21 protein-coding genes are annotated in these 24,266 nt (G+C 68.5%); 6 read left to right on the top strand and 15 right to left on the bottom strand.

Translation table 11 applies throughout. The annotated features are described in order from the left end of the window. Window positions 1–351: 351 nt before the first annotated feature. Genes WS62_RS03935 through WS62_RS03905 form a run of 7 tightly spaced genes read right to left on the bottom strand, consistent with a single transcriptional unit; the run spans window position 352 to window position 8,612 of the window. Window positions 352–1,236 carry a 3-keto-5-aminohexanoate cleavage protein gene (locus WS62_RS03935; protein WP_066568010.1) on the bottom strand — a complete coding sequence of 295 codons (885 nt, stop codon included), beginning with the start codon at window positions 1,234–1,236 and terminating at the stop codon, window positions 352–354. A 34-nt stretch (window positions 1,237–1,270) separates the two neighbouring features. Further along, complete coding sequence (locus WS62_RS03930; RefSeq protein ID WP_066568007.1) at window positions 1,271–3,277, bottom strand: acetyl/propionyl/methylcrotonyl-CoA carboxylase subunit alpha; 2,007 nt, start codon at window positions 3,275–3,277, stop codon at window positions 1,271–1,273. Further along, the gene (locus WS62_RS03925; RefSeq protein ID WP_066568006.1) at window positions 3,274–4,116 is read right to left on the bottom strand and encodes an enoyl-CoA hydratase/isomerase family protein; all 843 of its coding nucleotides are present in this window, start codon (window positions 4,114–4,116) and stop codon (window positions 3,274–3,276) included. Before WS62_RS03925 ends, WS62_RS03930 begins: the two co-directional genes overlap by 4 nt. A 6-nt stretch (window positions 4,117–4,122) precedes the next feature. Beyond that, entirely contained in the window at window positions 4,123–5,274 is a 1,152-nt protein-coding gene (locus tag WS62_RS03920) for an acyl-CoA dehydrogenase family protein (RefSeq protein ID WP_066567996.1), read from the bottom strand. Between the two features lie 12 nt (window positions 5,275–5,286). After that, complete coding sequence (locus WS62_RS03915; protein WP_066567993.1) at window positions 5,287–6,903, bottom strand: acyl-CoA carboxylase subunit beta; 1,617 nt, start codon at window positions 6,901–6,903, stop codon at window positions 5,287–5,289. A gap of 1 nt (window position 6,904) precedes the next feature. Then, complete coding sequence (locus tag WS62_RS03910; RefSeq protein WP_066567985.1) at window positions 6,905–7,765, bottom strand: SDR family oxidoreductase; 861 nt, start codon at window positions 7,763–7,765, stop codon at window positions 6,905–6,907. A 13-nt stretch (window positions 7,766–7,778) separates the two neighbouring features. Next, entirely contained in the window at window positions 7,779–8,612 is an 834-nt protein-coding gene (locus tag WS62_RS03905; protein ID WP_066486131.1) for an SDR family oxidoreductase, read from the bottom strand. 142 nt (window positions 8,613–8,754) lie between these two features. On the opposite strand from WS62_RS03905, the gene WS62_RS03900 reads away from it, so the two are divergent. Then, a complete protein-coding gene (locus tag WS62_RS03900) occupies window positions 8,755–9,927 on the top strand; it encodes an acyl-CoA dehydrogenase family protein (RefSeq protein WP_066567983.1) in 1,173 nt (390 codons plus the stop codon). Between the two features lie 144 nt (window positions 9,928–10,071). Beyond that, window positions 10,072–10,734, top strand: a complete 663-nt coding sequence (locus WS62_RS03895; RefSeq protein ID WP_066567982.1) for a TetR/AcrR family transcriptional regulator — start codon at window positions 10,072–10,074, stop codon at window positions 10,732–10,734. A 58-nt stretch (window positions 10,735–10,792) separates the two neighbouring features. On the opposite strand, the gene WS62_RS03890 is transcribed toward WS62_RS03895, so the two are convergent. After that, a complete protein-coding gene (locus WS62_RS03890; protein ID WP_231748181.1) occupies window positions 10,793–13,285 on the bottom strand; it encodes an efflux RND transporter permease subunit in 2,493 nt (830 codons plus the stop codon). 101 nt (window positions 13,286–13,386) lie between these two features. Here WS62_RS03890 and WS62_RS03885 point away from each other — a divergent pair, with 101 nt between their 5' ends. Then, window positions 13,387–14,958 carry a xylulokinase gene (locus WS62_RS03885; protein WP_066567980.1) on the top strand — a complete coding sequence of 524 codons (1,572 nt, stop codon included), beginning with the start codon at window positions 13,387–13,389 and terminating at the stop codon, window positions 14,956–14,958. A gap of 99 nt (window positions 14,959–15,057) precedes the next feature. Here the strand turns inward: WS62_RS03885 and WS62_RS03880 are convergent, their stop codons facing one another. After that, on the bottom strand, window positions 15,058–15,963 hold the full coding sequence (locus tag WS62_RS03880; protein ID WP_066567978.1) for a hypothetical protein: 906 nt from the start codon (window positions 15,961–15,963) through the stop codon (window positions 15,058–15,060). A gap of 183 nt (window positions 15,964–16,146) precedes the next feature. On the opposite strand from WS62_RS03880, the gene WS62_RS03875 reads away from it, so the two are divergent. Further along, the gene (locus tag WS62_RS03875) at window positions 16,147–17,568 is read left to right on the top strand and encodes a pyridoxal phosphate-dependent decarboxylase family protein (protein WP_066568152.1); all 1,422 of its coding nucleotides are present in this window, start codon (window positions 16,147–16,149) and stop codon (window positions 17,566–17,568) included. An 18-nt stretch (window positions 17,569–17,586) separates the two neighbouring features. Here WS62_RS03875 and WS62_RS03870 read toward each other — a convergent pair whose 3' ends face one another. Both WS62_RS03870 and WS62_RS03860 read right to left on the bottom strand, forming a co-directional pair. Next, window positions 17,587–17,817, bottom strand: a complete 231-nt coding sequence (locus tag WS62_RS03870) for a zf-TFIIB domain-containing protein (RefSeq protein WP_082720675.1) — start codon at window positions 17,815–17,817, stop codon at window positions 17,587–17,589. A gap of 184 nt (window positions 17,818–18,001) precedes the next feature. After that, window positions 18,002–18,757, bottom strand: a complete 756-nt coding sequence (locus WS62_RS03860) for a TerC family protein (RefSeq protein ID WP_066567969.1) — start codon at window positions 18,755–18,757, stop codon at window positions 18,002–18,004. 135 nt (window positions 18,758–18,892) lie between these two features. Between WS62_RS03860 and WS62_RS03855 the strand changes: the two genes are divergently transcribed. After that, a complete protein-coding gene (locus WS62_RS03855) occupies window positions 18,893–19,777 on the top strand; it encodes a LysR family transcriptional regulator (RefSeq protein WP_066567966.1) in 885 nt (294 codons plus the stop codon). Between the two features lie 28 nt (window positions 19,778–19,805). Here WS62_RS03855 and hpaC read toward each other — a convergent pair whose 3' ends face one another. Further along, a complete protein-coding gene (hpaC, locus tag WS62_RS03850; protein ID WP_066567963.1) occupies window positions 19,806–20,336 on the bottom strand; it encodes a 4-hydroxyphenylacetate 3-monooxygenase, reductase component in 531 nt (176 codons plus the stop codon). Between the two features lie 355 nt (window positions 20,337–20,691). On the opposite strand from hpaC, the gene WS62_RS03845 reads away from it, so the two are divergent. Continuing rightward, window positions 20,692–21,324, top strand: a complete 633-nt coding sequence (locus WS62_RS03845) for a response regulator transcription factor (protein ID WP_066567959.1) — start codon at window positions 20,692–20,694, stop codon at window positions 21,322–21,324. A gap of 332 nt (window positions 21,325–21,656) precedes the next feature. Here WS62_RS03845 and WS62_RS03835 read toward each other — a convergent pair whose 3' ends face one another. From WS62_RS03835 to WS62_RS03825, 3 genes are all read right to left on the bottom strand, one after another. Further along, entirely contained in the window at window positions 21,657–22,400 is a 744-nt protein-coding gene (locus WS62_RS03835) for an SDR family NAD(P)-dependent oxidoreductase (RefSeq protein WP_066567953.1), read from the bottom strand. A 75-nt stretch (window positions 22,401–22,475) separates the two neighbouring features. After that, window positions 22,476–23,603, bottom strand: coding sequence for an amidase (locus WS62_RS03830; protein ID WP_066567951.1), 1,128 nt, complete (start codon window positions 23,601–23,603; stop codon window positions 22,476–22,478). A gap of 22 nt (window positions 23,604–23,625) precedes the next feature. Further along, window positions 23,626–24,162, bottom strand: a complete 537-nt coding sequence (locus WS62_RS03825) for a nuclear transport factor 2 family protein (RefSeq protein WP_066568151.1) — start codon at window positions 24,160–24,162, stop codon at window positions 23,626–23,628. Window positions 24,163–24,266 lie beyond the last annotated feature (104 nt).

Here is a 24,266-nt window from a genome sequence, read left to right as displayed (position 1 = left end):
CGGGCGCGTGCGGCGGCCGCGGTCTCGGTTCGTTGTGATGTGGCGGCCCGGTGCATTCGAACAGCGCCGACGTGCGCCGGTTTTCGTCGGTTCGGGACGGCGTCGCTGGCCTCCCGAAAATTCTCACCTTTCACGTTCGACGCGCAGTGCGTGATGCGTGATGCACGCACACGCGTCGCGTTTCCAGGCGCAGACCAAGCGCGAATGCATCGGCTTGCGTTACGGCGGATGCAAGTCTCGCGCTCGTCGGCGCTTCGCTACAACCTCCGCAGTGTCCGCGGTACGCCGGCCGCGCAAGCGGCCGGCGCGGCCACTGCAATCGAGCATCCATCCGATCGCGCTTTCATCCGATCACGCATGCGATGCCGCCTCGGCGCGCGTGCCGAGCATCCGCCGCGCTTCTTGCGGCGACGCGATCTCCCGCCCGGCTTCGCGCGCGACCGTCGCGATCGCATCGACGAGCTGTGCGTTCGACGTCGCGCGCGCGCCGTCCGGCAGATAGAATGTGTCTTCGAGACCGGTCCGCAATTGCCCGCCGAGCTCGGCCGTGCGCCGATGCAGCGCCCAGATGTTCGCGCGGCCGATCGCGGTGACTTGCCACGTCGAGTCCGGACGCAGCAGCCGGATCAGGATCGGCAGCAGCTCGGGATCGGCGGGCATCCCCGACTCGACGCCCATCACGAAGTTGTAGTTGGATCGTCCCGCGAACAATCCGGCGCGCGCGTACACGTCGATGCAGCGGACGATGCCGGTGTCGAAGCATTCGAATTCGGGCACCGCGCCCGTCTCGGCCATCGTCTTCAGGAACGACGCGACCTTGTCGACCGGATTGTCGAACAGCATCGGCGGCCACGCCCATGCGCCGTCGGCCTTCACCTTCAGATAGTTGAGCGAGCCTGCGTTGCATGCGGCGATCTCCGGGCGGATCGACCGGATGCACGCGAGCGGGCCGTCGACGTTCGGCCCGACGATGCCCGTCGACTGATTGAAGATCACGCCGGGGCACGCCTCGCGGATCGCCTGCGCGATCTCGGCCGCGAGCCGCGGGTCCCACGACGGCAGGTGCCCCTTGTCCGCCTCCTGCCGGCGGAAGTGCACGTGCATGCACGACGCGCCGGCGTCGTATGCGCCTTTCGCTTCGCGCGCCATCTGCTCGGGCGTGACGGGCACGTTGAACTGCTTCGGGTCCGTGAAGATGCCGTTCAGCGCGCACGTGATGACGACCGGATTGCTCATCGAATAATCTCCTTGTTTCGGATGCCGGCCGCGTTCAGCCGGCTTGCGGCTCGAGTTGCGCGAGCACCTGGCCGGGCGCGACCTGCTCGCCCGCGCGCGTGCCGAGCGACGCGACCCGCCCCGCGAACGGCGCGACGATCGCGTGCTCCATCTTCATTGCTTCGAGCACCATGACGGTTTGCCCGGCCGCGACCGTCGCGCCTTCGCCGATGTCGACCGCGATCACGCGGCCGTTCATCGGCGCGCGCAGCACGCCGTCGCTGTCGGCGGCGTCGGCGCCTGCCTTGCCTTCGCGGTTGTGGATCGCGAACGCGTAATCGATGCCGTCGAGTTGCAGCCACAGGCGGCCGTGCGCGATCGCGAAGCAGTAATCGAGCATGCGGCCGTCGAGCGCGACCGACGACGATGCGCCCGGATGCGCAGGCGGCGCGCATTCGAGCGCGAGCGGCGAGCGATCGTGCGCATGCACGACGATGCTGCGCCGATCGATCGTCACGCTGCCGCGCCGCGCATCGGGACGCTCGCCGCCGGAGCCCACCCACGACAGCCGGTACGGCACCGGCAGCGGCGCGCCGCTGCGCCAGCCGCGCCACGCGAGCGGCGTCGCGTCGGCGCGGTCGACGGCGGCGACCGACAGCCATGCGGCGACGGCCCACGCAGCGTCCGTCGGCGCGAAGCGGCGGCTGTCGTTGCCGGGAAAATGCTGCGCAATGAACGCGGTCGACACGGTGCGACCGTCGACGAACGACGGATGCCTGAGCACGCGCGCAAGAAACGCGCGATTGCTCGGCACGCCGAGCAGCACCGTGTCGTCGAGCGCGTTCGCGAGCCGGTCGATCGCTTCCGCGCGCGTGCCGCCATGCGCGATCAGCTTGCCGAGCATCGAGTCGTAGAACGAACTGATCGCGATGCCGTCGGCGAGCGCGTGGTCGCAGCGTGCGTGACGGCCCGGCCGCCACAGCAGCACGTCGCCCGTGCGCGGCAGGAAATCGTCGGCGGGATCTTCCGCGCAGAGACGCACTTCGATCGCGTGGCCGTCGAGACGAACCTCCTGCTGAGCGAGCGGCAACGCTTCGCCGCGCGCGACGCGCAGTTGCCATTCGACGAGATCCTGTCCGGTGATCAGCTCGGTCACTGGATGCTCGACCTGCAGCCGCGTGTTCATCTCCATGAAGTAGAACTGACCGTCGCGATCGAGCAGGAACTCGACGGTGCCCGCGCCGACGTAGCCGATCTCGCGCGCGACGGCCACGGCCGTCGCGCCGAGCCGCGCGCGCAATGCGGCGTCGACCGCGGGCGACGGCGCTTCCTCGACGATCTTCTGATGCCGGCGCTGCACCGAGCAGTCGCGCTCGCCGAGATGAACGACGTGGCCGTGCGCGTCGGCGAACACCTGCACTTCGACGTGACGCGGCTCGATCACCACGCGCTCGACGATCATCCGGCCGTCGCCGAACGCTTTCTGCGCTTCGGACACCGCGAGCTTCAGCGCGGCGGGCAGCGCGTCGCGCGTATCGACGCGGCGCATGCCGCGTCCGCCGCCGCCCGCCGCCGCCTTCAGCATCACCGGAAAGCCGATTCGTTCGGCCTCCGCAAGAATGCGCGCTTCGCTCGGGTCGTTGCCGTCGTAGCCTGGCACGACGGGGATGCCGGCCGCGGCCATCCGGCGGCGCGCGCGCGCCTTGTCGCCCATCGCGTCGATCGCGTCGGCGCGCGGGCCGACGAACACGAGGCCGGCATCGGTGATGCGCCGGGCGAACGCCGCGTTCTCGGACAGGAAGCCGTAGCCCGGATGGATCGCCTGCGCGCCGCTCTTCAATGCGGCGTCGATCAGCTTGTCGATCGACAGGTACGATTCGGCGGGCGTCGCGCCGCCGATCGACACCGCCGCGTCGCATGCACCGGCATGCGGGCTGCGCGCGTCCGCGCCGGAGTAGACCGCGACGGTCGCGATGCCGAGCCGCCGCGCGGTGCGCGCGATGCGCACCGCGATCTCGCCGCGATTCGCAATCAGGAGTCGGGTGAAGCGGCGTTCGCTCATGGCATCTCCGGCAGCGCCGGCGCGTCGCTCGCCCAGCGAGGCGCGCGCCTGTCGGTCAACGCGGCGAGCCCTTCAGCGACGGCGCCCGAGCGCAGCGCGGCGGCGAATTCGCTCGCGGCCGCGTCGAGGACGGCGCCGCGCTCGCGGCGCAGCGCATCGGCGACGATCCGCTTCGTCGCGCGCTGCGCGGCCGGTTCGCATGCGAGCACGCGCGCGAGCTCGCCGCGCAGCAGCAAGTCGATGCCGTCGGCGCTCGCGGTTTCGTCGACGAGGCCCGCATGCAGCGCGTCGGCGGCCGAGAGCCTGCGGCCCGTCAGCATCAGCCAGCGGCCGCGCACCGCGCCCGCGCGCGCGACGATGAACGGCGCGATCTGCGCGGGCGGCAGCCCGAGCGACGTCTCCGGCATCGACAGATATGCATCGTCCGCCATCAGCACGCGGTCGCACGCGGCGGCGAGTCCGCAGCCGCCGCCCATCGCCGCGCCTTCGATCACGGCGAGCGTCGGCATCGGCAGCGCCGCGAGCTTGTCGAGCAGCGCGCCGAACCGGCGGTTCGACGCCGCGATCGGATCGATCTCATCGGCGGACGCCGGCTCGCGCATCATCGTCTTGAAGCCGCCGAAGTCGCCGCCTGCGCAGAACACGCCGCCCGCGCCGCGCAGCACGAACGCGCGCACGCCGTCATCGGCGGCGGTGCGTTCGCATTCGGCGTCGAGCGCCGCGACGAGATCGTCGGTCAGCGCGTTGCGCTTGGCCGGCCGATTCAGCGTCGCGAACACGATGCCGTCCGCTCGCGTGATGTGCAGCGGCGCGAGCGTCGGGGAAGTCGTCTCGGTCATCGCGCGTCACTCCCGCGGCAGCGTGCCGAGCTTCTTGCAGATGATGCCGAGCATTACTTCGTCCGCGCCGCCGCCGATCGAGAACAACCGCGTGTCGCGATAAGTCCGCGAGATGCTCGATTCCCACGCGAAGCCCATGCCGCCCCAGAACTGCAAACAACTGTCGGTCACTTCGCGCGCGAGGCGTCCCGCCTTCAGCTTCGCCATCGACGCGAGCGTCGTCACGTCGCCGCCTTGCACGTAAAGCTCGGTCGCGCGATAGGTGAGCGCGCGCAGCGCCTCGACTTCGGTCTTCAACTCGGCGAGCCGATAGTGAACGACCTGGTGATCGAGCACCGGCCGCCCGAAGATCTTGCGCTGCCGCGTGTAGTCGATCGTTTCGTCGATCGAACGATCGAGCACGACGAGCGCGGCCGCGGCGCCGTAGAGCCGCTCTTCCTGAAATTGCAGCATCTGGTACGTGAAGCCCTGGCCTTCCTCTCCGATCAGATTGCGGCGCGGCACGCGGACGTCGTCGAAGAAGATCTGCGCGGTGTCCGACGAATGCATGCCGATCTTGCGGATCTTCTTCTCGATGTGCACGCCTTTCGATTTCAGCGGCACGACGATCAGCGACTTGTTCCGATGCGCCGGGCCGTCCGACGTATTCGCGAGGCAGCACATCCAGTCCGCCTGCGTACCGTTCGTGATCCAGAGCTTCGTCCCGCTGATCACGTAGTCGTCGCCGTCCTTGCGCGCGGTCGTGCGGATCGACGCGACGTCGGAGCCCGCGCCCGGTTCGGATACGCCGATGCACGACACCTGCTCGCCCGCGATCGCGGGCGCGAGGAACTCGGCGCGCAATGCATCGGAGCCGAAGCGCGCGAGCGCGGGCGTCGCCATGTTCGTCTGCACGCCGATCGCGAGCGGCACGCCGCCCGCCGCGCATACGCCGAGCGCCTCGGCCATTACGAGTTCGTAGCTGTAGTCGAGCTCGCCGCCGCCGAACGCGGCGGGCTTGCTCAGGCCGAGCATGCCGAGCGCGCCGAGCTTCCTGAACACGTCGTGCGCGGGAAAGATGCCGGCTTCTTCCCATTCGTCGACGTACGGATTGACCTCCTGCTCGATGAAGCGCTTGACGGTGCGCGCGATGGCGGCGTGTTCTTCGGTGAAGTGCATGATGTCTCCAGATCAGGGGCGGGCGACGCCGAACGTGAGCGGCTGGACGGTCTTGTTGTGGCCGTCGCGGCAGACGGCGAGCGTCATCGCGACCACGCGGCGCGTGTCGCGCGGATCGATGACGCCGTCGTCGAGCATGCGGCCCGACGTATAGAACGCGTGGGTCTGGCGCTCGAAGTTCGCGACGATCTTCTCGCGCAGCGCGTCGATGCGCGCACGGTCCGGATCGACGCCTTTCGCGCGCGCCGCGCCTTCCATCACGATCGCCATCGTGAGCGCGGCCTGCTCCGCGCCCATCACGGCGGTGCGCGCGTTCGGCCACGAGAACACGAACGCCGGATCGAAGCCGCGTCCGCACATCCCGTAATTGCCGGCGCCGAACGAGGCGCCGCACAGGATCGTGATCTGCGGGACGGTCGCGTTCGATACCGCCTGGATCATCTTCGCGCCGTGCTTGATCATCCCCGCGCGTTCGGACGCCTTGCCGACGATGAAGCCCGTCGTGTTCTGCAGATAGACGAGCGCCACGTCGCTCTGGCAGCACGCCTGGATGAAGTGCGTCGCCTTGGTCGCGCCGGCCGGATCGAGCGGGCCGTTGTTCGTCACGATGCCGACGGGCATGCCGTGGATGCGCGCGTGCACGCAGACGGTGGCCGGCCCGTACGATGGTTGGAACGCCAGAAAATCCGATCCGTCGACGAGCCGCGCGATCACCTCGTGCATGTCGACGGGCTTCTTGCCGTCGCGCGGCAGAATGCCGAGCAGTCCTTCCGGATCGAGCGCGGGGTCCGCGCCGACGGGCAGCGCCGTTTCGCGTTCGCGCCAGCCGAGCTTGTCGACGAGCTCGCGCAGGATCCGGATGCCGTCGGCGTCGTCGTCCGCGACGTATTCGGCGAGCCCCGACACGGTCGCGTGCATCGTCGCGCCGCCGAGTTCCTCGTCGGTCGCGATCTCGCCCGTTGCGGCTTTCAGGAGCGGCGGGCCGGCGAGGAACGCCTTCGCGCGGTCGCGAACCATCACGACGTAATCGGACAGCCCAGGCATGTAGGCGCCGCCCGCGGTCGACGAGCCGTGCACGAGCGTGAGCACCGGGATGCCAGCGGCGGAGAGCTTCGCGAGCTGGAAGAAATGGCGGCCGCCGTGGATGAATTCCTCGACGCGGTATTGCATCAGGTTCGCGCCCGCCGATTCGACGAGATGCACGAACGGCAGCCGGTTGTCGAGCGCGATCCGTTGCAGCCGCTGGAATTTTTCGAGGCCCATCGGTTGCAGCGCGCCCGCGTCGATGCCCGAATCGGCGGCGACGATCATGCAGCGCGTGCCGCTCACGTAGCCGATGCCGCCGATGAGACCCGCGCCCGGCACCGACTTGTCCGGATCGCTTTCGCCGACGAGATAGCCGGCGAGCGACGCGAGCTCGAGGAACGGCGCGCCGGCGTCGACGAGCAGCGCGAGCCGCTCGCGCGGCAGCAACTGCCCGCGTTTCTCGAAACGCGGACCGGCCTTCGCCGATTCGCTCGCGGCGCGCGCGTGCAGCGCCTGCAACTGCGCGATCTGCGCGCGCATGTGGTCCGCGTTGTCGCGGAACGCGGCGCTCGCGGTGTCGAGACGGGAATCGAAGATCGGCATGTCAGCGCTTGAAGAGTTCGGGCGCGATCGCGCGATGGAAGCCGTCGAACGGCGCGTTCGCATCGACGGGCTGCATCGGGAAATGGCGGCGCGCGTTCGGTGCGCCGCCGTCGACGCGCAGGCACGCGCCGCTGACGAACGACGCGGCGTCCGACAACAGGAACGCGATCGCCGCCGACACTTCGGCTTCGTTGCCGATACGGCCGAGCGGCACCATCTTCGGCAGCGCGCGCAACATCGGCTTGACTGCGTCCGGATAGGTGTCCATGCCGCTCGACGCGATCCAGCCGGGCGCGACCGCGTTCACGCGAACGGGCGCCCATTCGGCGGCGGCCGTCTCGGTGAAGTTCAGCATGCCGGCGCGCGCGGCGCCGCTGTGGCCCATGCCGGTCATCCCGTGCCACATGTCGGCGATGATGTTGACGATCGCGCCCGCCTTGCGCGGCTTCATCGATTGCACGTAGCACTCGCGCGCGACCAGAAAGCCGCCGAGCAGGTTCGTGTTGAGCACCGCCTGCCAGCCTTTCGCGCTGATCTGTTCGAGCGGCGCGGGGAACTGGCCGCCTGCGTTGTTGACGAGCAGATCGACGCGGCCGTGCCGCTCGACGATCTGCGCGATTGCTTGCCGCACCCCATCTTCGTCGCGGATGTCGCATGCGATCGCGTCCGTGCGCCCGCCATCTTCGTGAATTTCGGCCGACACGTTCGCGAGCTTGTCGGCGTTGCGTCCGAGCAGCACGACGTGCGCGCCGAGCGACGCGAGCTCATGCGCGCAGCAGCGGCCGATGCCGCTGCCGCCGCCGGTGACGAGCGCGATCTTGCCGTCGAAGCTGCCCGCGCGAAGCTGTGAGCGATATCCCATGTGGTGTTTTCCGTCAGTCGAGAAACAGATCGTTCGGAAACGTCGTGGTGCCCGGCACGACCGCGTAGCGCGACAGGTCGGTGACGCCTGCGTCCGCGAGCGCCTGCTCGTCGATGAAGAAGCGCCCCGTATGCGTGCGCGCGTCGAGCGACAGCACGTGCGCGGCCGCATCGGCGACGATCTCGGGCGTGCGGCAGATCGCGGGCGCAATGCCGGGAATCATCCGGAGCGCCGCCGTATGGATCACCGTGCGCGGCCACAGCGCGTTGACCGCGATGCCGTGCGTGCGGAATTCCTCCGCGTGGCCGAGCACGCACAGGCTCATCCCGTATTTCGCGATCGTGTAGGCGACGTGCGGCGCGAACCATTTCGGATCGAGATTCGGCGGCGGCGACAGCGTCAGCACGTGCGGGTTGCCGCCGCGTTGCGCGGACTGCTTCAGATAAGGCAGCGCCGCTTGCGTGCATGCGAACGTGCCGCGGACGTTGACGTCGAACATCAGGTCGAAGCGCTTCATCGGCGTGTTCGGCGTGTCGGTCAGGCTGATCGCGCTCGCGTTGTTGACGAGTGCGTCGATGCCGCCGAAACGCTCGGCCGCGCGCGCGAGCGCATCGGCGATCTGCGCCTCGTCGCGGATGTCGACCTGAAGCGGCAGGCATGCGCCGCCCGCCGCTTCGATCTCGGCCGCCGCGCTGTAGATCGTGCCGGGCAGCTTCGGATTTGCTTCCGCGGTCTTCGCGGCGATGACGACGTTCGCGCCGAGACTCGCCGCTTTCTTGCCGATTGCAAGCCCGATGCCGCGCGAAGCGCCGGTGATGAAAACGGTCTTTCCTTGCAGTGTGTTCATCGGGTGTCCCGAATGTCGTCGTTGCAATGTGCGCACATCGTAGCGCCGAGAATCTAATAAATCAATCGGTTGATTTATTTTTTCCGCATTCCTAGAATCGGCACGAATGCAACCGACCCCGGCATACCGACAGGAGACCTCGATGCAACGTGCCATCCCGAACCCGGCGTACTACCGGCCGGAACATATCGAATTGCAGGATACGCTGCGCCGGTTCGTCGCGAAGGAGATCGCGCCGTATGTGAACGAATGGGACGAGGCGGGCGAGTTTCCGCGCGAACTGTACGAGAAGGCGGCGCGCATCGGCCTCATCGGCATCGGCTTTCCGGATGCTTACGGCGGCGTCGAGGATGTCGACATGTTTCATCGGCTGATCTGCTCGATCGAGCTTGCGCACTGCGGCGCGGGCGGCGTCGTCAGCTCGCTGATGTCGCACACGATCGGCGCGCCGCCGATCGTGCGCGCGGGCAGCGACGAACTGAAGGCGCGCGTGCTGCCCGGCATTCTCGCGGGCCGCAAGATTTCGGCGCTCGCGATCACCGAGCCGGGCGGCGGCTCGGACGTCGCCGCGCTGCGCACGAGCGCGGTGCGCGACGGCGGCCATTACGTCGTGAACGGCGAGAAGGTGTTCATCACATCGGGCATCCGCGCCGACTACTACACGGTCGCGGTGCGCACCGATCCGCACGCGCAGGGCGCGAAGGGCCTGTCGCTGCTGCTCGTTGAAGGCGATACGCCGGGCTTGTCGAAGACGCCGCTCGACAAGATGGGCTGGTGGGCGTCCGACACCGCGCATCTGCGTTTCGACGATTGCCGCGTGCCGGCCGCGAACCTGATCGGCCCGGAAGGCGGCGGTTTTCCGCTCGTCATGCAGAACTTCAATCTGGAGCGCTTCAGCCTTGCCGCGTCGGCGCTCGGCTTCGCGGAAGTCTGCTACGAAGACGCGCTCGACTGGGCGCGGCAGCGCCGGACCTTCGGGCAGCGCGTCGTCGATCACCAGGTGATCCGGCACAAGCTCGTCGATATGGCGATGCGCATCGACGCGACGCGCGCGTGGCTCGAACAATGCGCGTGGCAGATCGATCATCTCGACAAGCGCGCGCCGACGCTCGTCGCGACGATCTGCATGCTGAAGAACTTCGCGACGCAGACGATGCAGTTCTGCGCGGACGCCGCCGTGCAGATCCTGGGCGGCATGGGCTACATGCGCGGCACGCGGCCCGAGCGCATTTATCGCGAAGTGAAGGTCAACATGATCGGCGGCGGCGCGGAGGAAATCATGAAGGATCTCGCGGCGCGGCAGCTCGAATATTAGGGCGGGGCGCTCGGCGAACGGGCGGCGCATGCGGGCGGATCGACTTTCCAAGCGTTTGAAACTCGCCGATAATCGTTCGAATTTCCGGCTTCGTCGCGGTTTCGCGGCGGCGAATGCCGGTTCGAAACATCGCATTGTGATTCTATGAGCGCCATACCTCAGGCCACGCGCAAACGCGGGCGTCCCGTGAAGGGCGAGAGCGCGACGCTGCGCGACGAATTGATCATCAAGTCCGCGAAGCTGTTCCGCACGCAGGGATACGAGCGAACGACGGTCCGCGACATCGCCGCGGCGGCGGGCGTGCAGGCGGGAAGCTGGTTCTACTATTTCAAGACGAAACAGGACATTCTCGTCGCGGTGATGGAGCAGGGGATGTCGAACGCGCTTGCGCGGATCGAGGCGCTCGACGTCGAGAACCTACCCGCGCGCGACGCGTTCCGCGCGCTCGTGCACACGCACCTGAAGACGCTGGTGTCGCCGGATCACGATTTCATTCCGGTGCTGCTCTACGAGTGGAAGTCGCTCGACGAATCGATGCAGGCGAAGGTGCTGAAGCTGAAGGACCGCTACGAGGCGGTGTGGGATGGCGTGATCGAGCGCTTGCGGGCCGCCGGCGAGTGGCTCGCGCCGACGCCGATCGATCGGCTGCTGATGTTCGGCGCGCTGAACTGGGTCGCGCAATGGTACAAGCCGGACGGGCCGCTCGGCTTCGACGCGCTCGCCGATCATGCGGTGCAGTTCCTGTTGCGTGCGGAGCCCGCGCATGCGCCCGCGGCAAGCAAGAAGCCCGTCAAGAAAGCAGGCTGACGCCGCTGCGCCGGTTTATTCGTCATCCGGATCGATCCGGCGCGGGACGAAGCGCGGTTCATTCGCGGTGCGATGGCGGGCCGGACGCACCGGAAGCCGTGCCGGAAGCGCTGCCCGGCGTCGCATCGAGCGGCGCGGCAAGCCCGGCGGGAAGAATCAGCACCGCACGCCGGACGCTGCCGTCATCGCCGCGCGCCGAATGCGTCACGGTCCGCGCGGCGGCGGACAGCGCCGCGGCGATGTCCGCGGTGTCGTCGACATTGCGCGATGCGGCGAGCGTCATCAGATGCACCGGCCGGTACAGCGTCTCGCCGTACAGCGCGCCGAACCAGAGCGGCGTGTCGATCCCCGCGTCGCGCACGGCGTAGTGCGAGCGCCATAGGCGCAGCACCAGCCGGTTTGCCGTGTGTTGCGGGTCGACGCGCACGAACGCGAGCCGCGAACTTTCCCCTTCCGAGAATTTCGGCAGGACCGGCAACTGATCGGCCCGCACCTGCGGCAGCAGCGGGCGCATCGCCGAGTCCATCGACCATGCGGGCGCCGCCCGCCAGCCCGCCTCCTCGAGATCGCGCGCGATCTGCGCCCCTTGCGCCGGCCATTGCAGCGGCAGCGGCTCGTTGCGCTCGCCGCCAAGGTCCGCGCGCCGCGCCGGTAGCCGCCGCCAGCCGGCGTCGAGCCATTGCTGCGGCGTAAACGAAGCGACGGGACGGGCATCGGCCCAGCCGGCGTCGGGCGGCGGCAGGTTCGCCGGAACGGCCCACCATCCGGCAACCGCTAGCGCGCCGGCGACGAGCGGTGCGAGCGTCGTCGGCCAGACGGCGTCGTCGATGCGCCGGTACGCATGTGTGCCGGCCAGCACCGCGAACCAGGCGAGCCCGAGGCTCCAGCCGCCGAGCAGCCCGCTGAGCCATGCCCGGCCGAGGTACAGATCGGCAAATCCGCCGAGCGCGATCCACAACGCGATCGTCGCCGCGACGCCGCTGCTCCACGCGGACGATTGCCGCCGCGCCAGCATCCAGCCGAGGCCGCAGTAAGCCAGCGCGGCGAATGCCGCCTGCCCGTCCGGCAGCGGCGCGTGCGGAAGGCCCGGCCGCCAGGCGAGCGGCGCGGCGGCGCCCGACATCGTGCCGGGCGCGGGCGTCAGCACCACCGCGACGCCGATCACGATGACCCACCACACGGCCGTGCGCCAGCAGCGTCGCGCGACGAGCCAGGCCAGCACTGTGGCGGCGACCGCGATGCCGGCGGCGCGGCCGTTCAGCGCGGCGACGGCGGCCATGACCGTATCGACGGGCGCCGTGCGCAGCGACTGCAGGAACGCGAAGAGCGCGGTATCGGCGCGCATCAACGGATCGTTGGCGACGATGTCTTGCAGCACGCCGGCGAACAGCCATATGCTGCCGACGAAAAGCAGCGCGAGTGCGGCGAGCATCGGCAGTTCGCGATCGCTTGAACCGATCGCGCGCCGCATGCGTTGCGCCGCGCGCGGAAACCGGCGCGTCGCGCGGGCGGCGACGCGTTGCGCGAGGCGTTCGGCGAACTTCCCGGCGAGCGGCAGGCCGCGCCGGATCGTCAGCCGGACGAGCGCGACGACCGCCCAGGCGAGCGCCGCGACGACGATCAGCATGACGGCGGCGCGCGCGCTGACCGCTTCGGCCAACGCGGCGGACGCGCCGAACACGATGCCGGGCGCGATGTGCGCGGGCGCCCACGCGAGCGCCGACGCGACGTTGATCGGATAGAACCGGCGTCGCTCCATGCGTGCGGCGCCGGCGACGAGCGGCACGATCGCGCGAACCGGCGCGAAGAAGCGGGCGAGCGCGATGCTCTTGCCGCCGTGCCGCTGCACGAACTGTTCGCCGCGCGTCCACGCGGCTTGGTGTCCCTTCGCGTGCGACCACGCGCGCACTTCGGCGCGATAGCGCCGTCCGAGCTCGTAGCTGAGGCCGTCGCCCGCGATCGCACCGAGCGCGGCGATGCCGAGCGTGACCCAGCCGTCGAGCGCGCCCGCGCCGATCAGCGCGCCCGCGACGAACATGATCGCGCCGGCGGGCACGATCGTGCCCACGACGGCGACCGACTCCGCGCACGCGGCGGCGAATACCACGGCGAGAACGACGTGCGGATGCGCGCTGATCGATGCAAGCCATGCGTGCATGTGCGTGTCCATCGATGACAAACAACAAAAACGGCCGCTGCGGCCGGCGACGCATTCATCGTAAGCCAGAAGGCGGATCGGATCATCCGCGTCGTCGCTCATTCGCGCGGCGCGTCGGGCTCGCCGCGCCGCGTCGCGCGCGTCGCGGTCGAAGCGCCCGTGGCGCAGCGCGAGCGTCGGCGGCACGATCAGGTTCAGCGCGGTCGACGTGACGAGCCCGCCGAGGATCACGATTGCCATCGGCCCTTCGATCTCGTTGCCGGCCGCGCCGCTCGTGACCGCGAGCGGCAGCAGCGCGAGCGCGGTCATCAGGATCGGCACCAGCCGTTCGGGCGCGCCGCGCACGGCCGCGACGGGCGACTGCCCGTCGTCCCGCTCAGTTCGAATGCGCAAACGGCGCTTGCGGACTGTCTGCGGCGCTCTTGCATGCCGCGACGCGAATCGCCGACTATTCTTCAGACGTGAGGCGTGACGTCTCGACGAAAGGAGGTGCGATGACGGAAACCGTGCCTTGCGTGCTGGCAATCGATCTCGGGACGAGCGGCCCCAAGGCCGCCGTCGTGTCGCTCGACGGGCGAGTCGTCGCGGCGGCGCGCGCGGCCGTCGCGACGCTGCCCGCGCCGGGCGGCGGCGCGGAACAGGACCCGCTCGAAGTCTGGCGCGCGGTCAAGCATGCGTGCAGCCTCGCGCTGCATGCGTCGGGCGTGGCGCCGCGCGACGTGCTCGCGATCGCATGCAGCAGCCAGTATTCGTCGATCGTGCCGATCGGCGCCGACGGCGCGCCCGTCGCGAACATGATGCTCTGGCTCGACCGGCGCGGCGCGCCGCGCGCGATGCGCGACCTGGCGAATTATCCGAAGCGGGCCGATTCGCTGCTTCGGCAGTGGCGCTGGCTGCGCGTGCATGGGCTGCCGCCTGTCGAAGGCGGGATTTCGCTTACGCACATGCGTTATCTGAAGTACGCGAAGCCCGACGTCTATGCGCGCACCGCGACGTTTCTCGAGCCGATGGACTATCTGAATCTGCGCTTCACGGGGCGCGCGTGCGCGAATCAGTGCACGGCGTTCATGTCGCTCGCGATCGACAACCGCAGCCTGAACGCGACGCGCTACGATCCGCGGCTCGTCCATTACTCGCGCATCGACGCCGGCAAGCTCCCCGAACTGCTGCCGGTCGACGCGATCGTCGGCCGCGTGCTGCCCGACGTGGCGGACGAGCTCGGCTTGTCGCGCGATACGCTGGTGGTCGCGGGGCTGAACGACACGCAAGCGGGCGGCATGGGCACGCGCGCGTTCGCGGGCGAGCACGCGGCGCTGTCGATCGGCAGTTCGAGCGTGATGATCGCGCACGTACGCTTCAAGCGAACCGATATCCGTCACGCGATTCTCAGCATGCCGAGCCCGGTGCCGGACACGTATTTCGTGATGGCGGAAAACGGCGTCGGCGGCGCGGCATTGAAGCACTTCATCGAGCAGCAGGTCTATGCGGACGATCCGTTCGGCGCGCTGCCGCGCGAAGATTGCTTCGCACGCCTGCAAATGGCGATCGACGCGACGCCGCCCGGCAGCGGCGGGGTGATGTTCATGCCGTGGCTCGCCGGATCGCTCGCGCCGTGCGCGGATGCATCGATGCGCGGCGGCTTCGTCAACCTCGGGCTCGACGCGACACGCAGCCATCTCGCGCGCGCGGTGCTCGAAGGCGTCGCGATGAATCTGCGCTGGCTGCGCAGCCCCGTCGAGGCGTTCGCGAAACGGCGCTTCTCGCACTTCGTGTTCTACGGCGGCGGTGCGGAATCGGACGCGTGGTCGCAGATCGTCGCGGACGTGTTGAACGCGCCGGTTCATCGGGTCGAGCAGCCGCAATACACGACGTGTGTCGGAACCGCGCTGCTCGCGTTCCAGCGGCTCGGCTTGCTCGATTTCGACGCGTTCGGCGCGCGCGTGCGGATTCGCAGCATCCATGAGCCGAATCGCGCGAACGCGGCGGTCTACGCGGAGATGTCGGCGCAATTCGTCGAGGCGTTCAAGCGCAACCGGCCGATTTTCCGCGCATTGCAGCGCGCTTAGGCGAACGAACGGATCGGCGGCCGGCGTCGCCCGTCGCTTGCGGCGCGCATGTCCGCTCCGCCGGCGGCGCGCGGCCGCCGATGCGCAATCGGACGTGCTTCAGCCGGGTGCGAAGCACACGAGCCAGTCCTTGACGTAATAGCACTTCCAGCTCGCGTTGATCGGCAGATTGAGCGATGGAGGCGGCGGCGTGCCCGGCTTCGGCTTCGGATCGTTCGGGCCGCTGGCGCGGCTCGATTGATCGACGGACACCGGATACGGCACGTTCGCGAGCATGCCGCTGTATTGCTTGCCGAGCACGAATCCGACCGGCGTCAACAGCATGTAGGTGCCCGGATTGCCCGACGTTCCCGTCGACCAGACGGCCTGCCCCTTGTTGTAGACGACGAGATTGCCGTCGGGCTGCATCGCGACGCTGTCCGACGTGAAGCTCTTGTTCCACAGGTAATAGGTGACGTTGTTGAAGATCTGCAGCGACTGACGCCCGTTGAGCACCGGGAAATTCATCCCGAACGGATAGCCGACGACCGTGTTGACCGCGCCGTCGTTCGGCGTGATGTGTGCGAACGGCCAGACGAACGACGGGTAGCCGCCTTGCGGCGGATAGATCGCGACGACGCCGAAATCCTCGACGACCGCATAGGAGCCCGGGGTCGGCGCGGGACCGAAATACCAGTTGCTCCAGACGACGTCGTTCCCGGAATAGAACACGAGCCTGCCGTCGGTCTGCATGACGAGCCGATCGCCTTTGCCCACGTAGAGCGCGCCTTCCGGCTGCGTGCCGAAGAGTTGCGACGCCGAGCTCGCGCCCCACGCCCGCGTCGGGAACTTGTAGTGGAAATAGAGTTTGCCGGTGGCCGCGTCGATGCCGAATGCGAAATTGCCGTTGTTCGACATCACGTATTGCCCGGCGACCAATGTGCCGCCCGGCGGAATGATTGCGCCCGCCATTGCCGATATCGATGAAAACAGCATCAACAAGAAAGCCAATGCGTATTTTTTCATGACATGTTCCGATTGTTATTAGGATGTAGATCGAAGCATAGCGTGATTGAATGGCGCGTCCAGAGAATTTTTAAGCGATTAATTAGGCAGCCTTAATTCGAACGGCAATGCGCGAGTATGGAAAATGCGATCGACATCGGCGAGTTTTCACGTGTCGATAACGGCATCGCACAGGAGGACGTCATGGATCTCGAAGAAGGCATCAAGCAGCTTTATCCGTACGCTGCCGAATTCGGCGAAATGCATGGATTTCCGGAGCACGGGATGCCGCGCGAGCGGCTGCTCGAGCAACTTCGATCGATGGCCGCGCGCGAAGACCGCAAATGGGAGCACGGCCGCTGCTCGGGCACGATGTATTGCGGCGATCACGAGCATTATGCGTTCCTGAACGAAGCGTACGGACTATTCAGTCACGTCAACGCGCTGCAGCGCGACCTGTGTCCGAGCATGAACCGGATGGAAAGCGAGATCGTCGTGATGACGCTCTCGCTGTTGCACGGCGAGGCGGTGACCGCGCACGACGGCGCGCGTCGCGCATGCGGCGTGCTGAGCCTCGGCGGCACGGAGAGCATTTTGAATGCGACGCTCGCCTATCGCGAGAAAGCGCGCGCCGAGCGCGGGATCGTGCGGCCGCGGATGATCTGGCCGGCGTCCGCGCATCCGGCGTTTCGCAAGGCCGCGCATCTGTTCGGCTTCGACGTGGTCGTTGCGCCGATCGATCCGCAGACGATGCGGGTCGACGTGGATTTCGTACGCGATGCGATCGACGCCGACACTGTGATGATCATCGGCTCGGCGTGCAATTACCCGTACGGAACGATCGATCCGATCGCCGCGCTGTCGGACATCGCGGTCGACAAGCGCGTGTGGCTGCACGTCGACGGCTGCCTCGGCGGCTGGATCCTGCCTTGGGGCGAGGCGCTTGGTTATCCTGACATTCCGGCTTTCGATTTCCGCTTGCCGGGCGTCACGTCGATCTCGGCCGACACGCACAAATACGGCTACGGACCGAAGGGCGGCTCGGTGCTCGCGTGGCGCGACGCGAGCTTTCGGCGCTACCAGTACTACCTGATGACCGACTGGGTGGGCGGCGTGTACGGCTCGCCCGGTTTGGCCGGCAGCCGCTCGGGCGGCCTGATCGCCGCGACGTGGGCGGCGTTGCGCAGCCTCGGGCGCGAAGGGTATCTGGCCCGCGCGCTGCCGATTTTCGACACGGCGTTCGACATGCAGGCCGCCGTTCATGCGATTCCGGAGCTGCGCGTGCTCGGCAGGCCGACGTTCTGCTTCGCATTCACGTCGGATGCGTTCGATATCTATCACGTGAACGACTGCATGCGGCAGCACGGCTGGCGCTTCAACGGGCTCCAGCATCCGGACGCGCTGCACATGTGCGTGACCGGGCCGCAGACGCAGCCGGGCGTCGTCGAGCGGTTTCGGGCGGATCTCGGCGAAGCGGTTGAATATGCGAGACGCCACGCGAATGCGCGTCCGAAGTCGAGCGGCGTGTATGGCGGCGATTCGGCCGGGCTCGATTTGCGCGACGACGCTCAGGCAAGGGCGTTCTTCACGCAGGTGCTCGATCTGTTTACCGATTGCCCGTTCTAGATCAGGTCGCGCCGCGCGTCACGCGTCGTCGGTCGGCCCGTCCCGGCCGTCGAGATATTTCGGCGGCTCGTCGCGCGCGGGCAGCGCGGCGCGCCGACGCTCGGTCGCATCGTCGTCGGCCCGGGCGATCAGCTTGTCGAGTTCGCCGCGATCGAGCCATGCGCCGCGGCACGTCGGGCAGTCGTCGATCTCGATCGGTTGCCGTTCGGTCGTCAGCAGATCGGGCGTCACGCAAACAGGGCATTTCATCGTCCCGCTCCTTTCGAGGGCGCGCGGACGAGCCGCGCTTCGTTTCCCGTTGCGCGGCCCGGCCGAACCGGACCGCGCGACGTTTCGCATCGCGCGGCGCGAACGAGCCGGACCGCGCAACGTTTCGCATCGCGCGGCGCGAACGAGCCGGACCGCGCAACGTTTCGCATCGCGCCGCGCCGCGTCACTTCGCGGCGATTCGTTTCGCACGCTTCGCCTTCGCGCGCCGCGCCAGCATGTTCATCCCTTCGACGAACGCGGAGAACGCCATCGCCGCGTAGATGTAGCCCTTCGGCACGTGCGAGCCGAAGCCTTCCGCGATCAGCGTCATGCCGATCACCATCAGGAAGCTCAGCGCGAGCATCACGATCGTCGGATTGCGGTCGATGAAGCGCGACAGCGGGCCGGCCGCGAACAGCATCGCCGTGACGGCCGCGATCACCGCGACGAACATGATCGGGATGTGCGTCGTCATGCCGACCGCGGTGACGATGCTGTCGATCGAGAACACGATGTCGAGCACGAGGATCTGGCTGACGGCGGCCCACATCGTCAGGCCGGCGGCGTTCGTCGAGCCGGCTTCGTCCGCGCCGTCATTCGACACGTGGTGGTGCATCTCCTTCGTCGCCTTCCAGACGAGGAACAGGCCGCCCGAAATCAGGATCAGATCGCGCCACGAGAACGCATGGTCGAGCAGCGTGAACATCGGTTCGGTGAGCCGCGCGATCCACGCGAGCGTGCCGAGCAGCGCGAGACGGAGAATCAGCGCGAGGCCGATGCCGAGACGCTGCGCGCGTGCGCGCTGCGCTTCCGGCAGCTTGTTGCTCAGGATCGAGATGAAGATCAGGTTGTCGATGCCGAGCACGATTTCCATCGCGACGAGCGTCACGAGCGCGGCCCAGACGGCGGGATCGGCGGCGAGGGTCAGCAGGTAGTCCATGAGGGGAACGGATCGGGTCGCCAATCGAATGTCGAAGCCGTGATGATCGGCGCTTTCGTGTTTCGAAAAAACCAGTAGAAATCTGATTTATAGTTCGGTTTTTACGAAACTTCGATGACAACGCAAGAGGGCGCGATGCTGAACTTTCGCCATCTGTATTACTTCTGGGTCGTCGTGAAGGAAGGCGGCTTCGCCCGCGCGGCCGAGCGGCTCGACATGGCGGTGCAGACGATCAGCGCGCAGGTGCGCGAGCTGGAAAAATCGATCGGGCACCCGTTGCTGAAGCCGGCGGGGCGCGGCGTGACGATGACGGACGCGGGGCAGGCCGCGTTCGCGCGCGCCGAGGAGATCTTCCGGATCGGGCAGCGCATCGAGGACGAGGTGCGCGAAGCGGCGCGCGGCGAGAGCGCGCGGCTCGCGGTCGGGCTCACCGACGGCATCTCGAAGCTCACCGCGCACGCTGTGCTCGAGCCCGCGCTCGCGGCGCCGTCACTGCGGCTGCTCTGTCACGACGGCGAATACGAGGCACTGCTCGCCGAGCTCGCGCTGCATCGCCTCGATCTCGTGCTCGCGGGCGAGCCGGCGCCGCGCCGCGCGAACCTGCGGCTGACGAGCGAGCGGATCGTTGCATCGCCCGTCGACTGGTACGGGCCGACGGCGATCGTGTCGTCGTCGGCGCGCGGCCGCTTTCCGCGGTGCCTGGCCGACTTGCCGGTGCTGCTGCCGACCGCGCACGCGGCGCTGCGCTCGCGGCTCGACCGCTGGTTCGACGCGCACGGCATTCGGCCGCGGATCGTCGGCGAGTTCGAGGACAGCGCGCTGATGGCCGTGTTCGCCGCGCGCGGCCTCGGCGTGTTTCCGCTGAGCGAGCCGGGCGCGGGCGACGTCGCGCTGCTGCGCGGGCTGCGGCGGCTCGGGCGCGCGGAAGGCGTGACCGAGGAGATTCATGCGATCCGGTCGCATCGCGGGCAGCAGCATCCGCTCGTCGCGCAGGTGCTGGCCGCAGCGGACCGGGGCTGAGCCGCGCGCGCTCGCCGGCGGCGCGGCGTCAGCCCGCCGGCCGCGCGACGCGATGAAACGAGCGGCCGAAGTAGATGAGGCCGTCGCCGTCGTCGCGCACGCGCATAGCGGTTGCTTCGACGAACATCACCGCATGCGAGCCGACCTCCTTCGATTCGACGATCACGCCTTGCAGGCTCGCGAGCGCGTCGCGCAGCACCGGCACGCCGTGCGCGCCTTCGTCCCATAAAGGCAGGCTGAAGCGCGCGTCCATCGGCAGGCCGGTGAAACCCGCGAAATGGCGCGCGAGCAGTTCGTGCTCGCTCGGCAGCACGTTGATGCACACGTTGCGGTTGCGCGCGAACGCCGCGTGCATCGCACTCGACCGGTTGACGCAGACGAGAACCGTCGGCGGCGCGTCCGTCACCGAGCACACGGCGCTCGCGGTGATGCCGCAACGGCCGTGCGGCCCCGCGCTGGTCACGACGTTCACCGCCGCGCCGAGATGCGCCATCGCCTGACGGAATTGCCGGCGCGCGGCGTCGGCGCTTGCTGCCGATGCGTTTGAAAGGCCTGACATGATGTCTCCTGCGATGGATGGGCGAAGCGGAAAACGTCGAAGCGCGGATATCGTTGCGATCGTTCGCCGGCCCGATGAACGAAGCGTACGGCACGCCGCATCGGAAGAAAATTCGCGCGATTGACACGCGCGCTGGCGTTGCCGCCACGTGCGCTAAAGTTTTCACCTAGTTGCGCGGGCATTGTCGGCAAGCACGTTCACATCGGTGAAACAAGGGGTTTCCATCAAGAATTGCGCTGGTTATGATGTGTTCCGTCGAGATCGTCGACGGTCGTCACGAAACACACGAAACACACGGAAGACGCTGCACCGCGCGCAGTCGATACCCGTCCCCTTTCCGCGCACGGAGGCAGTCATGACGTCACCCGCTCCGATCGTATATATCGTCGATGACGACAGCGGGATGCGCACGTCGTTGTCGTGGCTGCTCGAATCGGTGGGCGCGAAGTCGGAGGGCTTCGCGAACGCAGCCGATTTCCTCGCGCACTTCGATCCCGACGTTCCCGCGTGCCTCGTGCTCGACGTGCGCATGCCCGAAAGCAGCGGCTTCGACGTGCAGGCCGAGCTCAACGCGCGTGGCGCGACGCTGCCGATCATTTTCGTCAGCGGGCACGGCGACATTCCGATGTCGGTGCGTGCGCTGCAGAACGGCGCGATCGATTTCGTCGAGAAGCCGTACAACTCGCAGCAGATGCTCGAGCGCGTGCAGCGCGCGATGAAGCTCGCGATGCAGCGTCATGCGGCGGACCGCAGGCGGCGCGAGCTGCGCCGGCGCATCGATGCGCTGACTGCGCGCGAGAAGGAGGTGCTGCGCGGCGTCATCGACGGCAAGGGCAGCAAGCAGATCGCGTCCGATCTGTCGATCAGCGTGAAGACGGTCGACGTGCATCGCGCGAGCATCAAGGAAAAGCTCGGCGCGACGTCGATCGCGGCGCTCGTGCGCGATGTGATCGGCGTGTGGGACGAAGGCGTCGATATGCGTCGGTGAAATGGCTGTCCGGTGACGGCTTTCCGGATTCGTCGACGGCCGGCGTGCGTGTTGACGTCCGCGCCGGCGCGGGCGAAGAAGATCGCCGCGCGCCGTGCGTGTCGCGCGATTTGTTTCAGCGTTTGCGAGCGGGGGCTCAGGCGGTTTTTCGTCCGGCGACGACTGCCGATCCCGAACGCGAACGGGCCGCGATACGCCGCCGGCCGAGCGGCCGGCGGCGAAAGCGCGACGCATGAAAGCGCGACGCATGAAAGCGCGACGCATGAAAGCGCGACGCATGAAAGCGCGCCCCAAGCACGCGCGTGCCCGATCTTCGACCCCCCCGCCCGCCGTCAGCGCATATACAGCCCGCCGTTGATATCCCAGCACGCGCCGTTCGCGAAATACGCATCGCCCGACGCGAGCAGCACGGCCGCGTCCGCGACGAACGCGGCGGAGCCGAGCTTGCCGCCCGGCAGCGTCGACAGGATCTGCGCGAGCTTGTCCGGCGCGACGCTCTCATGGACGATCGGCAGATCGAGCGGCCCCGGCGAGATCGCGTTGACCGTCACGCCGTGCGCGGCGAGATCGCGCGCGAACACCTTCGTCAGCGTGATCGCGCCGCCCTTCGCGGCCGCGTAATGCGCGCCCGTCGCGGAGCCGCCGTTCTGGCCCGCGAGCGATGCGATGTTGACGATCCGGCCCGCGCCGCGCGTCGCGAAGTATTGGCCGAAGATCTGGCAGCCGAACAGCACGCTGCGCAGATTCACTTCGATCACCTGATCGAATTGCTCGGCGGTGATTTCCATCGCCGGCACGACCTTCGACGCGCCCGCGTTGTTGACGAGCGCGTCGACGTGTCCCCAGCGCGCGACCAGCGCATCGCGCGCGGCCTCGAAATCCGCCTTGACGGTCACGTCGAGCTTCAGCGCGCATGCGGTGTCCGCATCGGCGCCGAGCTCGCGCGCGAGCGCCGTCGCCGCATCGATCGCGACGTCGGCGAGCGCGACGCGGTAGCCCGCCGCATGAAACGTCTTCGCGACGACGGCGCCGAGGCCGCGCGCCGCGCCGGTAATCAGAACCACTCGATTCGACATGAAATTTTTTCCTTGAATGCGTAAATGAATCGGTGCGCGTGATGCGTGCGCGATCGTCGCGTCGCGGCCGCTGCGTCAGCGTGCGGCGAGCGCGGCCTCGAAACGCGCGGCGACCGCGCAGACCTGCTCATCGGCGCCTTTGCGTCCGACAATCTGCAAGCCCGCCTTCAGCGGCGAGCCGGCGAGCGGCAGCGGCAGGCTGAGCGCCGGATGGCCGCTCAGATTGAATGGCCGGATCAGCGACGACACCGCGATCACCGACGCGCCGCCGCGCGCTTCGTCGAGCGCGATCGGCAGCGCGGGCAGCGTCGGCAGCACGATCACGTCGGCGGTGTCGAGCGCGCGGTCGACCTGCGCGGTGAAGCGCGCGCGCACGCGTTCCGCGGCGTCGAGCTGGTCGGCCGTCGTCGTCGCGGCGGCGCGCAGCCGCGCCTCGAGGTCCGCGCCGAGCTTGCCGCCGCCGACGAAGCGGCCGAACGCGCGCGACGTTTCCGCGTTGATCACGGCGAGGCCCGCATCGAACGCCGCCGCGAGATCGTCGATGCGCAACGGCGCGGCCGCGCAATCGGCTTGCGTGGCCGCGCGCTCGACGGCCGCGCGAATCGCCGCGTCCGCCTCGGTTTCGACGATCGCGACGCGACACGCGGCGAGCGGCCGCGATGCGGCGGACGCGTCGAAGTCCGGCGCGATCGCGGCCATCACCGCGATGAGCGTCGCGACTTCGCGTGCGAACGGACCGACGCAATCGAGCGTCGTGTCGACGGGCGCGACGCCGCGTCGCGACACGCGGCCGAAAGTGGGCTTGATGCCGATCACGCCGCAGCACGCGGCGGGGCCGCGGATCGAGCCGCCGGTGTCGGTGCCGAGCGCGGCGTCGACGCATCCGAGACCGACCAGCGACGCCGAGCCGCTCGACGAGCCGCCCGGTATCCGCGTCGGGTCCTGCGGGTTGACGGGCGTGCCCGTGTAGTCGTTGATGCCCGTCATGCCGAATGCGAGCTCGTGCATGTTCGCCTTGCCGGCGATCCGCCAACCCGCGTCGAGCACGCGCTCGACGACTTCCGCGTGGCGCTTGGCGGGCGGCGCGTCGGCGAGCGCGCGGCTCGCGCCCGTCGTGCGGTGGCCCGCGATGTCGATCGTGTCTTTGATCGCGATCGTCGGCCCGGGGCCGCCCAGAGAAAACGTTTCGATGAATCCGGTCATGGTGCGTTCGTTGCGGGATCGTTCAGGTCGGAGGACGGCGATTGACGCGCCATGGCGCGTCGAACAGCCGTTCGGTGCGGAAATGGCGGATCAGCCACGCGTCGCCGGCCGCGTTCGGCGCGAAGTCCACCGTCAGGCGCGCGGCGATCAGCTCGGCCGGCGCGTCGACGTAGTCGGACGCTTGCAGCATGATCCAGCCGCCTCGGCCGGCCGCGCCATCGACGGCGATCGCCTCCGACGTCAGGAAGTGGACGTTCGTCGCGAAATGCGGTGTCGGCGGCAGATAGCGAAGCAGCATCGCGACGATCTCGTCGGGGCCGCGCAGGCGGCCGAACTGGTGCGCGTACTGCGGGCCGATGCCTTCCCAGATCGCGTCGGCGGTGAAGAGCGCCGCGAGCGACGCGCGATCCGCGGCCTTCGCCGGCACGTCGCAGAGCGACATGTAGCGCGTCATCGTCGCGCGGATCGCGCGCTCGGCTTCGAGCATCGCGACGCGGCGCGCGAGCGCGGCGAGCGTCGCCGGCGCGGATGCGTCGCGCTCAGCATGCGCATCGTACATGTCGCGCGCGAGGGTTGCGCCGCGCAAGGCGCTTGCGCGATCCGTTCGCGCCGCGTCGGCATCGGCGTCGATGCCGGCCTCGCGGCGCTGCCTCGTCGCGCGCG

Source organism: Burkholderia sp. ABCPW 14, from assembly GCF_001523835.1.
Lineage (GTDB): Bacteria > Pseudomonadota > Gammaproteobacteria > Burkholderiales > Burkholderiaceae > Burkholderia > Burkholderia mayonis.
This window is presented reverse-complemented; position numbering and strand designations above follow the sequence as displayed.

Excerpts from the sequence above, each read along its gene's own strand:
- WS62_RS03855 (WP_066567966.1), top strand. The coding sequence starts at position 18,893 with ATGCTGAACTTTCGCCATCTGTATTACTTCTGGGTCGTCGTGAAGGAA.
- hpaC (WP_066567963.1), bottom strand. The coding sequence starts at position 20,336 with ATGTCAGGCCTTTCAAACGCATCGGCAGCAAGCGCCGACGCCGCGCGC.
- WS62_RS03825 (WP_066568151.1), bottom strand. The coding sequence starts at position 24,162 with ATGTACGATGCGCATGCTGAGCGCGACGCATCCGCGCCGGCGACGCTC.
- WS62_RS03905 (WP_066486131.1), bottom strand. The coding sequence starts at position 8,612 with ATGAACACACTGCAAGGAAAGACCGTTTTCATCACCGGCGCTTCGCGC.
- WS62_RS03930 (WP_066568007.1), bottom strand. The coding sequence starts at position 3,277 with ATGAGCGAACGCCGCTTCACCCGACTCCTGATTGCGAATCGCGGCGAG.
- WS62_RS03935 (WP_066568010.1), bottom strand. The coding sequence starts at position 1,236 with ATGAGCAATCCGGTCGTCATCACGTGCGCGCTGAACGGCATCTTCACG.
- WS62_RS03885 (WP_066567980.1), top strand. The coding sequence starts at position 13,387 with ATGACGGAAACCGTGCCTTGCGTGCTGGCAATCGATCTCGGGACGAGC.
- WS62_RS03860 (WP_066567969.1), bottom strand. The coding sequence starts at position 18,757 with ATGGACTACCTGCTGACCCTCGCCGCCGATCCCGCCGTCTGGGCCGCG.
- WS62_RS03900 (WP_066567983.1), top strand. The coding sequence starts at position 8,755 with ATGCAACGTGCCATCCCGAACCCGGCGTACTACCGGCCGGAACATATC.
- WS62_RS03895 (WP_066567982.1), top strand. The coding sequence starts at position 10,072 with ATGAGCGCCATACCTCAGGCCACGCGCAAACGCGGGCGTCCCGTGAAG.
- WS62_RS03875 (WP_066568152.1), top strand. The coding sequence starts at position 16,147 with ATGGATCTCGAAGAAGGCATCAAGCAGCTTTATCCGTACGCTGCCGAA.
- WS62_RS03920 (WP_066567996.1), bottom strand. The coding sequence starts at position 5,274 with ATGCACTTCACCGAAGAACACGCCGCCATCGCGCGCACCGTCAAGCGC.
- WS62_RS03915 (WP_066567993.1), bottom strand. The coding sequence starts at position 6,903 with ATGCCGATCTTCGATTCCCGTCTCGACACCGCGAGCGCCGCGTTCCGC.
- WS62_RS03870 (WP_082720675.1), bottom strand. The coding sequence starts at position 17,817 with ATGAAATGCCCTGTTTGCGTGACGCCCGATCTGCTGACGACCGAACGG.
- WS62_RS03880 (WP_066567978.1), bottom strand. The coding sequence starts at position 15,963 with ATGAAAAAATACGCATTGGCTTTCTTGTTGATGCTGTTTTCATCGATA.
- WS62_RS03845 (WP_066567959.1), top strand. The coding sequence starts at position 20,692 with ATGACGTCACCCGCTCCGATCGTATATATCGTCGATGACGACAGCGGG.
- WS62_RS03925 (WP_066568006.1), bottom strand. The coding sequence starts at position 4,116 with ATGACCGAGACGACTTCCCCGACGCTCGCGCCGCTGCACATCACGCGA.
- WS62_RS03910 (WP_066567985.1), bottom strand. The coding sequence starts at position 7,765 with ATGGGATATCGCTCACAGCTTCGCGCGGGCAGCTTCGACGGCAAGATC.
- WS62_RS03830 (WP_066567951.1), bottom strand. The coding sequence starts at position 23,603 with ATGACCGGATTCATCGAAACGTTTTCTCTGGGCGGCCCCGGGCCGACG.
- WS62_RS03835 (WP_066567953.1), bottom strand. The coding sequence starts at position 22,400 with ATGTCGAATCGAGTGGTTCTGATTACCGGCGCGGCGCGCGGCCTCGGC.